Below are 11430 nucleotides of genomic sequence, written 5' to 3'. Positions count from 1 at the left end.
CTATTTCGATGTATGGGTGTAGCTGCCATCCCACTCTTCACCGGGCGGTTGCGCCTGCAATGTCAGGATGCGCTCGTACATTAGCGCATAGATTTTTCGCTCTGGTGACAGCTCTTTAAGTTTAGTAAAAGCTGCCAGTGCCTGCTGCCATTGTTGTGATAAATAAAGCGTCCAGGCTTGTTGATGTGACTCTAATTCATTGCGCAGCGCCGGGGTCAGTGCATCACTGCTACATATGGGCTCATACACAGTGACGGCCTGGTTTTTACCTTTTACTTTCACCTTGTCGATAGGGCGACAAACGAGCCCGGGGCACTGTGCCTGTGTGGTTTCATTAATCAATATCCCGACCCCATAGTATTTTGTCAGGCCTTCAAGACGTGAGCCCAGATTCACGGCATCACCCAGCACGGTATAAGCGCGGCGATACTCTGAGCCCATGTCGCCCACGTTCATGTCTCCGGTATTGAGCCCAATACCAATTTTAAAAGGCGGTAATGATTGTTGGCGCATTGGTTCTTGCAGTGCATCCACCTGATCCTGCATGGCCATGGCACACCGTACTGCCAGCTCCGGATGTTGCTCAACGGGTAAGGGAGCGTTCCAGAACGCCATCACCATGTCCCCAACGTATTTGTCTATGGTGCCCTGGTGTTCAAAAATAATGCGTGTAATGGGTGAGAAATATTGGTTGAGGTAGGACTTGAGTCGTCCTGCATCCAATGACTCAGAGATAGTGGTAAAAGAGCGAATATCTGCAAACAACACTGTAATATCACGTTTTTCACCCTCCATGGATACACTATCCGGGTTGTCCAGCATTGCCTGGATATGGGCCGGCGGTACATATTGGTCGAAAATCGACTTTATTTGCAGTCGCTCTTTATGCTCGCGAACAAAGCCAAGGCTGCCCAGGATCATAGCCTGGCTGATCAACATGGATAGCACCGCAACCTGTGGCAAATCCAGCCGTAATTTGACCCACAAATAGACACTGAATGTGATAAATAACCCACTCAGACACAGTGTAAATACCGCGATCCCCAGGACTTCAAGCCGAGGCAAAATAATCACACAGAGTAACCCTGAGATCAGCAATAGCATTATAACCGCCCCATCCATCCAGTTTGGTCGGCTGGGTAGCAATTCGGGGAATACCAGTCCCTCGAGTACATTGGCGTGCACTTCCACACCCGGGTACTGGACGCCGACAGGCGTGGTTCGCAAGTCGGCATGACCAACCGCCGATGTACCAACAAAAACAATCGCCTGATCAAACAGCTGAGTATCGATATTGCCGCTCAATACGTCGCCAGCAGAAACATAGGGAAAGCTAAAAGCGGGGCCCCTGTAGGGAACATTAACCCGGCCGTAATCATCCGTTGGGATCAGCTGGGTTCCGAGGCGGATCCCCTCTACACTGTGCCCCTCACCAAACGGTTTGGTGACCACTTCTACTTGTTCGGCCATGGTGTAGAGTCGGGCCGCTTCCAGCGCCAGCGCCGGATAAAGCTGACCCTGGTGTTTAGCCAGTAACATGGAATTGCGAATAAAGCCGTCGCTGTCCGGGGCACTGTTGATAAAGCCGCTTCCCGGGCTTTGCTGCTGCAGTTCAGGCACGTTGGCAACGTGTCCGGCAAAGGCCGGAACTGGTAATGAAGAGGCTGGCACTGTGCTGAAAAAAATCGTTTCCGGCAAGGTCCCGACCCGGATATCCGGCTGATGCTCAAATAACAGACCCAGCACGGTATCTGTATCCTGCAAGCGGGCAGAGAATGCGCTATCGGCATCTATGGTGGGTGCCAGCGTTTGTAGTGTCTGAGACACGGCCGGTAAAGTGTCAGTGAGGTGACTGAGCACTTGCTGTGCGGGGTTGAGTTCTGGCTCTGAAAACAAGATATCGTAGGCGATAACCGCCACGCCGGCATCTGCCAGTTGAGACTGTAAACGTGCCATAACATGGCGACTCCAGGGAAAGCGGCCTACTTGCTTCAGACTGGGCTCATCGATATCGACAATCACAATGGGCAGAAAAGAGCGTGATTGCAATGAAAGTGTTGATTTAAGGCGCAGGTCATAGCCCAAGCCTTCGAGTCGTTTAAATGCATCGCCGTAGGGAGAGGCGGGGGACAGGGTTAACAGCTGTAAAGCCATAAACAGAACAACCAAGAAGCAACCGCACACCCACTGTTGATAGTATTTGCGCCATAGTTGCGGGAGGTTCATGGGAGTGTCAGCCCTTCTCTGGCCAAAATAGTCGCAAATGACCAGTTTTGGCTTTTGATATCAGCGGCTATCTGGTCAAGTTCTGCATCGCTGCGATCCGGATCATGGCTTATCAGCACCAGATGCTTCACAGCTCCTTGATCTGCCAGCAGCAAAGCGTCTTTAATAAGTGAATGTCCCCAGCCATGTTTTAATGGATAATCATCCGGAATAAACTGGCCATCATGGATCAGATAATCTGCCCCTTTGACAAAGTCCACCCATTGCTGAAACGAGGTAACAGGCAAACCTGGTGGGTTAAGCTCATTGTCTGTGGCATAGACAATGTCTATACCATCTGCACTTATGCGATAAGCGCTGCCACCACCCGGGTGGTTCATGGCGCAGCGTTGAATGTCAAAGTCTTCGTACTGCCACTGATCCTGGGTTTGCGGCTCCACTCGAATATCTGCAGCTAAGGTCGTATGTGGCACAGGAAAATAGCTGCCCAGCATTTGTTTTAGGATGGCATCAGGGGCGTGTTCTTCTGTTACGCCCGGCACTATGGTTATCTGGCGTTTGGCGATGTAGGCGGGAATGAAAAAGGGAAAGCCCTGAATATGATCCCAATGATTGTGACTCAGTAATATATAGAAGGGCTGACGGGTATGCATCAGTTCCTGGCCTAGTATTCTAAGTCCAGTCCCCGCATCCAGAATCAAGCGCTTTCCTTCGTCACTCTCAAGGGTTACACATACCGTATTGCCGCCATAGTGCACGGTGGTTGGACCGGGTGTGGGGGTTGACCCCCGCACACCGTAAAACTTTATTTTCATACCTAACCCTTTGGTGATGGATACGGATTACCATCACTGTTGAACGACCTGGCCGGCTTGTAAACTCACTCTGGCTGGCGCTGACTGCTGCAACACAAAGACAAATTCAGTACTGCTGCTTTGTTCTAGTACGGTGACCAAATTGCCTGTCACTGCACTACTGAAAAGCTGTGCACCGGTGTCATTAAAGCTACTATCCCAGCTTCCGGGAGATTCGCTGAGCAACAGCTGGCCGACATACAAGGATTTCGAGCTGCTTGCCTGTGCAAATAGCAGTAACTTACCATTGCTTTCAATCCAGGCCTGATTTACCAGCACGGCTTCGCCTTCGAGCTGTGCAAACTTCAAAACACCGCCGTCTGCAAAGCTGGTATCCAGTGCACCAGAACTGGTCACCCGAACGACAAAGTTATTGGTGCCAGCGTAGCCAAAGACAATAAAGCCCTGACTGGCATCAACCATAGACCCTTTAATGGTGATGTCGTCGCCTGCACTCAGCCCAATGTCCAGTAATGCCAAACCACCTGTTCCAAAGCTGGTATCCGGGACGCCGGTTGCACTGGCTTTGGCCAGTAGTAACTGAGGGGCAACCGGGCCTGGTTGACTTTGACCAATGCCAACCAGACTAGTACCTACAGTATGGATCATAGATACTCTATGTGCATTAGGGCTACAACTGGGTTCACCTGGAATCGTGTATTCGAAGAAACTCGACAAAGTACCTGAGCTGGACACGATGAAGGCCATACTGTGGGTATAGCAGCTGGCTGTCGCTTGCCCCAGAGCGAGAATATCCCCTGAGGGCAGCACCGTAAGCTGTGTTAAATCCAGAGCTGAGGCCTCTGCTTTGTACTCACTGGCGGTCAGACTGAATACGCCACTGTTGGCAAAGCTGGTATCCAGAGTTCCCAAATTACTCAGTTTGCTAATCGTTGCCATGGCTTGCTCATCACCTGCAGACACGGATACCGTGCCCGAGGCGCTCAGCAAAACAGCACCGGTACTGTCTTCAGTAATGGCCCCTACAGTGGCACTGGACATAGTCCCCATCGTTGTTACAGGGACTGTGGAGACTAAACCCAGGTTAGCAAAAGCACTGGTCCGCTGGCCAACGCCATCCAGTTTCAGTACATACGGCACCGCCTGCGGAGTGCTTTGCCAGTTGTTAGCCTGGCCACTGAGCAGCACATGCCCCGCCGATGCGCTAAAGCTGGAAGTGTGCCCAGCGGTAAATGTTTCATCTCGACGGCCGACACTGACTGTGCGTTGGCCAAATGAACCAAAGTTCTGGTTAAACTCAGCGGTTGTGGTTACTTCGCCCAGCCAATGCTCAGACAGATAGTTATTGCCAAGATAATTAAACTTCTGACCACTGAGCAGCAGCCCGCCTTGCGTTTCAAGCAAGCCGAATACCTTGAGCCCCGAGCCATGATAAATACTGAAGCCATTGTTGCCCGGCAACCAGTTGGTGTCTACATCGCCATTGAGACCTACTTTTATTATCTGTACGACCTGCTCACTGCCAAAAAAGCTACGCTGTAAAGCCAGATAGTAGGTATCACTATCTGCGACGATGCCGATACCCGTCGCAGAGTAGTCGGATATATCATTGGCTGAATCAGTCGGCAGTTCACTGAGCATATAAGTGCGCTTACCTGTGCCTGCAAATGCGGTGTCTAATACACCATCCATCGTCATTTGCAGCAAGTATGCCGAGCGCTCTTCCCCAGACTCATCCAATGTTGTCAGTCCAGTAACCAAGAGAGTGTTGCTGTCTTTGATCTGCACATGACGCGTTGTGTCATTGAATTGGTTACCGTTGGCACCATCCGGCACCGGAGTAATATTGATTTGCAAGAGGCCATTATTCTGGAAGCCACTATCCGGAGCCAGCGAGCTTCGTGTGAGGCGCATCAACATGATATCTTCACCGGTTTCGCTGGAAGTGATCTCTCCGTACACAAGGTAGTCACCGGAAGGCAAAGTGACCATGCCCCGAGCATTTTTAGTGGGGGTGTCTGCGAGCGCCTGAGTAATGGAGACTTCTCCCTGCGCTGTGATCCTGGACAGGGTGACAGTGCCCGTGGTTGCGCTGCTTGTGGCCCTGATATTGCTCAGTACGATCACCGTCTCATTGTCTTCCAATGCCATGGCGACGGGCGTCACAAAGACGTTGCTGCCCAAGGGCAAGGTCATATACCCATTGCCATTGGCATAGCTGGTGTCCAAAGAGCCATCGCCCAGCAGGCGGAAAACCAGCAATTGCTGTGAACTGGTGAAATTAACGTACCCGGCTACATAAATGCGCCCTTGTGTATCAACAGCAGCGACCTTAGCCCAGACATCCTGTGGAATGCTTTCAATCTCTATACCAAAGCCACTTTGGAAGTTCCCTGCCTCGGCAAACCCATTATCCGGGCGACCATCACTGAGTTGCCTGCTCACATAGGCCCGGTGGATGTTGCGACCAGCGGCGTCATTAAAATGGCCAACGGCCCCTACACTTATCAGCTTGCCATCGCTTTGCAGGACGGTTTGCCCCGGGCTGTGAAATTCCAGGCTGGCATTGAGTGCCACCATTAAGCTGCCGTCGTTACCAAAGTTACTGCGTTTACTGGCCACATAGCTCGGAGTTGCTTGTGTAACAACAATACTAAGCTCATTTTCAGCACACAAGGGTGGGGTGCCAGAATCACAGACCGTGATGGTCAGGGTATAGGTTTGCGCGCCATTGCTGGCAATCTGATCGGCATTTGCTACGGTCACTTTGCCGTTACTGTCAACGGAAAACAGGGTTGAGTTTGTGCCGGACAGCGCATAGGCCAGCGTGTCGCCATCGGGGTCTGAAGCGCTGATCTGCACTATCTCAGTCCCATTGCTGACATTTGTGTCGATTTCTGCTGAGCCAGGCTCCACAGTCGGCGCGTAGTTTTTGTCGTTTACGGTCAGTGTGACCGTCGCGACATTCGACGTTTCGGCCAAGTCGTTGTTCACGGTGTAACTAAAGCTATCGCCGCCAACGAAATTAAACTGCGGGGTGTACTGGACTGAACCGCTCACACTGTCAATCGAGACGCTGCCATGACTTGGTGGCGTTGCAAAAGTGATACTGCTGATGATCAGGCTTCGGCCTTTCGCCTGATCGTTGTTTAAAATGGCGATGTTCACGGCCACATTTTTGTCGGTTTCAGCACTGTCATCAATGGCCACCGGCGTGGTGTCGGGAGCGGTAATTGTGACTGTCACAGTCGCGGTATTGGAGAAGGCGCCGTCGTTGTCTTTGACGCGATAAGTAAAAGTGTCTTCTCCTTCAGAAGTGCCGGTATGGAAATAGCTGATCGAACCATCACTGTTTACTTCTGTGGAGCCCATCACAGCGGGCTCTACTATCTCTATGCTGTCAGTTTGTAATGTTCCGTCGCTATCGCTATCGTTCTCAAGGACCGCAATGGCAACGGACTGACCAATTTCCAGCGTGGCCGTGTCGTTGTCAGCCACGGGAGCCTGATTGAGCCGTTCAACGGTGATGCTGACTGTCGCTGTATTGGAAATACCACCTTCTGTATCTTGCACCTGATAGGAAAAAGTATCGACGCCAAAGAAGCTGCTTTGCGGCGTATAGATAAAGCCACCCAGACCGACGAGATCGAGCGTGACACTGCCATTGGTTGGTGCCGTCACTACGGTTAAGCTGTTGTAATTCAGACTACCGTCGACGTCACTGTCATTGGCCAGGACATCAATGGTGACTGGCACATTCTGCTGTGTTGTTGCGCTGTCATTGGTCGCGACCGGCGGGATATTGTCTCCGGTAACTTCAATAAACACATTTGCGATATTGGACAGGGCGCCCCTGTCATCTTTTATTTGATAGGTGAAGCTGTCGCTGCCACGATAATCCGCATCACTTTGGTAAATAAAGTGCGTATTGTCATTACTCAGGTTTACGGTGCCATGGCTGGGCCCCTCGACCAGGGCCAGACTGGTCGGATTCAAACTGCCATCAATGTCCTGATCATTGGCGGCCACCAAGATGCTAACAGCTTGTCCCTGCGCGGCCTCTATACTGTCATCATTGGCCAGAGGTGCATCATTCACTTCTATAACGTCTATTACAACAAAGGCTTGTACACTGGCTGCCCCGTCGTCCACCTGATAAACAAAATAATCCTGCCCATAACTGTTCTGTTGAGGGGTGTAGCGGAAACTGCCTGTATCACTGAGCTCTAACGTGCCCATGCTAGGTTGCTCAATGATTGAAAGCGCAAGCGGGTCTTCATCGGCGTCACTGTCGTTGCTCAGTACCCCCGGGATGTCAACAAACAACTGCTCATCTTCATTGGTCTGGTAACTGTCATTGACGGCGACAGGAGGAAAGTTGCTGACTTCAACTTCAATGCTCAGGGTGATGGTGGCGGTATTTGAGCCGCCCTTACCATCTTCAACCCGGTATTCGAAGCTATCGGTTCCAATAAAGTCGGTATCGGGCTGATAGTTAAAGCTGCCGTCTGAACTGAGAGTCAGTATGCCGTGCTGCACGTCGGTTACCGGGGTTGTGTCGACGGTCAATGGATCGCCATCAAGATCAATATCATTGACCAGAAGCCCGGCCCCACTGATGGTTAATTCGCTATTTTGTTCAAGCGCATAGCGGTTATCAAAGGCAATGGGATCCTGATTGACTTGCTCAATTAGCAGGGAAACCTCGGCTTCGGCGGTCGCGCCCTGGCTGTTGACTATCCGATAGCGAAAACTGTCTGAGCCAAAGAAGGTGTCTCTGGGGACATAGGTAAAGCGACCATCCGCAAAGAGCGTCAGGGTCCCATTTTGTGGTGTTCTGACTGGCGTAGTAACCAAAGTCAACGGGGGTAGGCCATTGGCGTCGTCATTGGTCAGCAGATTACCAGAGACAGATTCAAACTGGATACCACTAAAGCTGTCCGAGATGGCTGTCGGTGTGACCAGGTTCGAGGCCGCCAGCATGCGAGACTCACTGAAGGCACTCTCACCGCTGCCATCAATGGCTGAGATCCGGGTGTAATAGTGCTTTTGTGGGTCGAGCCCGTTAAACACATGAGTTGAGTCCGTTAAGGCGATCGCCCGCTGACCCCCTGGTAAGGTGGTGACGGTTCGTACATCATCTATAGGCGACTCGGCAAGGTAGGCGTTATACCGTAAAAAGTTTGACAGAGGCTGCCAATCGAGAGAAGCGGTACCGTCGCTGCGCTGTGTACTATTAAATACGACACTGCGTGGGAGCCAGGTGATTTGTTGGGTGGCAACTGTACTCAGATTGCCCCCGTTGTCTTCGACCCAGACTTGCAGTTGCACACTTCCGGGTTGCTGTCCGAAATTCATTGGATTAATACCGGTTTCGGTAAAGGCAAAGGGGTCGCTGCAATTCCCATCGCACAGCACCTGTGCCAGCTCGGCATTCTCAAAGCCCAGCAAGACCCGGCTAACCCCATCCGGATCGGTAATGGATCCCAGTGACACGGTGATGTTTCCCCGATAAGTACGCTGTGTATCGGGGAACAGCACGGTACCTGTCCCGTTTACAAATTCTGTATTCACCACCTGTCGGGCGGCCAGGTTGCGGCTGGCGAGTTTGGGCTGATAGTCAAAGGGGATCAGAGTTGCTTGTCCTGACGGCGTGTCAGGCAGATCCGTGTTTTGGTCCTGCGTGGGTGGTACACCTATGTTGTCATTGTTCGGTGTTGTTGCGTTGTCACCATCGCCTGAGCAACCCGTTATCAGCGCGCCACAGATCAGCGTCAGTAAGCCCAGTTGGTGTAATTGCGAGCGCTTCATCCCGCATCCCCCTTAAGGTTGGCTCAAAGTAAACAAGCCCGAGGCGGTTACATCTGGCTCGTCAATTTCATTCAAATTAAAGCTGCCACGTAACTTGCTCAGCTCATCGCTAAACAGTGTTTCTATGGTCCCCTCTGCCAGGTTCTGTCCATGAGAGGCAAAATTCACGCCCAGGGTCATGCCATTGGCGTCTATCAAGCCGTTAAAGGCTGCAAACCATTCACCTTGTGGGTCGTTGAATGACAGCACCCCCTGAGGGACTGTACCGTTATCAAAATCGACACTGATCTGCATCTGAATATCACTCACGGCCCCTGCAGAAGCGCTAAATTCTGCGCGCTCAAGGACGGTGTAAAGCGCGGTACCAGTGCGCTCTGCGATCAGGTCTTCAATTGGCTCCACTCCAAAGGTGTCGAGACTCTCCTCGCTAATAAAGTCGTTGTCTGAGATATCACGGCCAACATCTGGCAAAGCTGTTTCAAAGGCTGCCTGAGAAGCGGGAGCTGTTGCAACGGGGGCTTGCGCGATGGCCAGAGATGTCGATTCGGAGGTTATTTCGCCGGACTCGGATGATGTGTCGCCTTGATCAGCCTGTGTATCTGGCTCTGAATCGCTGCCGGAAGCCTGGTTTTGGGGGGTAAGTCGCGACAGTTGTTGTGGTGGGGCAAGTAAAGTTGTCACTTCGCCGCTTTGGCTAACACTGGCAAACGAATAGTTACCTTCCTGGCCGAGTAACAGTGGCTGGTCATTGACACTGACTTCAATGGTGCCATCCCAGACCGCTAATAACAGCGTATCACCTTGCCATTCCACCTCGTAGTGGGTGCCACGGATCCCGATACTGCCCACAGGTGTTTTTAGCTGGTAATTGTCTTTATTGCCTTTGATTTTACCGGTAATGGTACGCAAACCACCTGTAACCAACTCCATAACAACTGAACCATCCTGTTCAGAAGAGCCTGAGTATTCACTGATAATGAGTTGAGTATTTTCTTTCAACGCGATAAGTGCACCATCTTGCATGCGCAGCTGCGCATTACTTTGTTGACCTGTGTTCACTACATCAACATCAAAGACTGGGCTGCGCCGTTTTAACGCGCGCTGGGCCTCACTATCACTAGCCGTCGCAACCACTTGTCCCCGTGACATCAGGGTTTTGCCTGCCGGCGCGGCCAGGCTCGACTGGCCTGCGAATAAACAGGGCAGTAACACAGCTGAAAGTGCGGATTGTCTGAGTGGCCCGAAAAGCTGCCAAACAGTACGGGATTTAGAAATCATAATGTACTCCTAAGGACCACTCAGTGCGATCATAGCTGTACAGCTGCAGCGAGCTGTCTTTGTCGTAATAAGCCAGTTTTGCTTCCACGCCCCAGGCGGGTGATATCTGATAGAGCCAGCCTAACTGGGCGATGTGGAGTGTTTCGTCACGTATCTGCAAGAAAAAGGGGTGGGCAGCGCGGTGTGCTATATCTCGATATTGTACTCTGGCGCTGAGTCGGTGGGCGTCGTTCAGCCGATAAATCAGCGCAGCTCCAAAGTGGCTGTAATCGCGCGCATAGTGCTCCCCCGACGCCTCCTGTGCAGGCTGCCAGGTGTAACCTGCAGTAAAGCGGACTAGCCAGTTGCGGCTGGTTCTGCTGAGTGCCAATCCGGATGTATATAGCCGGCTGTCCAGTGCGCTGTCACGCACGTTATTGAGGTTAAATGCACTGATATTAAATGTAGCGGACCAGTGCGAGCTGATGGTGTAACGGAGCGCGCCAAACACGCCGGCATCTTGTTGATAGGTGCCTGAATCCAGAGACATAACGCCAAGCTGGGTCCCCAGGTGGAGCTGGAATGCGTCTATATCCCGAATATAACTGATGTTGGCGCTGAGCTGCGTTCTGTCGAACTCATCACTGTCCTGGTGAACCTGGTTCGACAACTGAATATTTGCCCGCCAAGCCTGATGCTGAGTTTGCTGCCAGCGACCATCAAAGCGGTAACTGGTACGGGCAAAGCCATCGGATGTTTCGCGACTGGTCTCGTCGATAAACAGAGGCAAGCCGCCAATAACAATGCGATCGTCTGTGGTGCCACTGTTTACATTGCTGTCATGGCCCAGCGCCAGTGATACCCTGTGCTTAAGTTGTTGTTTCAAACTGGCCAGGTTTTCTTCAATCGCGTCAAGCGCGCGCTCTACTCGTTGACGAAACTCATCACTGAGCGGTGTGGCTAGCAGATTATTGAGGGTGCTGGCGGCCTGAGGGTAGTTCTTTTGCTTGTTATAGGTCAGGCCCAATAAGAACAAACTGGGCTGGTGGTTTGGCTTTGCAGCGAGGACGCGTTCAAGCGCAAAAACGGCTTCATTAAAGCGGTTGGTCTCCAATGCGGCTCTGGCATATAAAAAGTCAAATTCGGGGTCGCCTGCCGCATCTTCGAACTGCGACTGTGCCAATGCATAAGCTTGTTCAAACTGGCCCTGATCCAGTGCTGATTTGAGTTGTGTAAGCGACGTTGATGCCAGGGCGGTACTGGTGTGTAGGCCCAGGAGCAAAACGACCGGAATAAACGCGCGTTGAAGTAATAGCTGCAT

5 protein-coding genes are annotated in these 11430 nt (G+C 51.8%); all 5 read right to left on the bottom strand.

The genetic code is table 11. The features are described from left to right. The 5 genes from ACXAH1_RS19855 to ACXAH1_RS19835 are packed head-to-tail and all read right to left on the bottom strand — an operon-like array spanning position 1 to position 11430. A complete protein-coding gene (locus ACXAH1_RS19855) occupies positions 1 to 2226 on the bottom strand; it encodes a CHASE2 domain-containing protein (protein ID WP_475198981.1) in 2226 nt (741 codons plus the stop codon). Continuing rightward, a complete protein-coding gene (locus ACXAH1_RS19850; RefSeq protein WP_253049219.1) occupies positions 2223 to 3041 on the bottom strand; it encodes an MBL fold metallo-hydrolase in 819 nt (272 codons plus the stop codon). Before ACXAH1_RS19850 ends, ACXAH1_RS19855 begins: the two co-directional genes overlap by 4 nt. Positions 3042 to 3074: 33 nt before the next feature. Then, a complete protein-coding gene (locus ACXAH1_RS19845; protein WP_475198980.1) occupies positions 3075 to 8852 on the bottom strand; it encodes an Ig-like domain-containing protein in 5778 nt (1925 codons plus the stop codon). A 12-nt stretch (positions 8853 to 8864) separates the two neighbouring features. Further along, positions 8865 to 10130: a FecR family protein gene (locus ACXAH1_RS19840; protein ID WP_475198979.1), complete on the bottom strand. Its 1266-nt coding sequence runs from the start codon at positions 10128 to 10130 to the stop codon at positions 8865 to 8867. After that, on the bottom strand, positions 10120 to 11430 hold the full coding sequence (locus tag ACXAH1_RS19835; protein WP_475198977.1) for a tetratricopeptide repeat protein: 1311 nt from the start codon (positions 11428 to 11430) through the stop codon (positions 10120 to 10122). The genes ACXAH1_RS19840 and ACXAH1_RS19835 overlap by 11 nt, the downstream gene beginning before the upstream one ends.

This window comes from Pseudoalteromonas sp. AWH4_217, from assembly GCF_056161105.1.
This window is presented reverse-complemented; position numbering and strand designations above follow the sequence as displayed.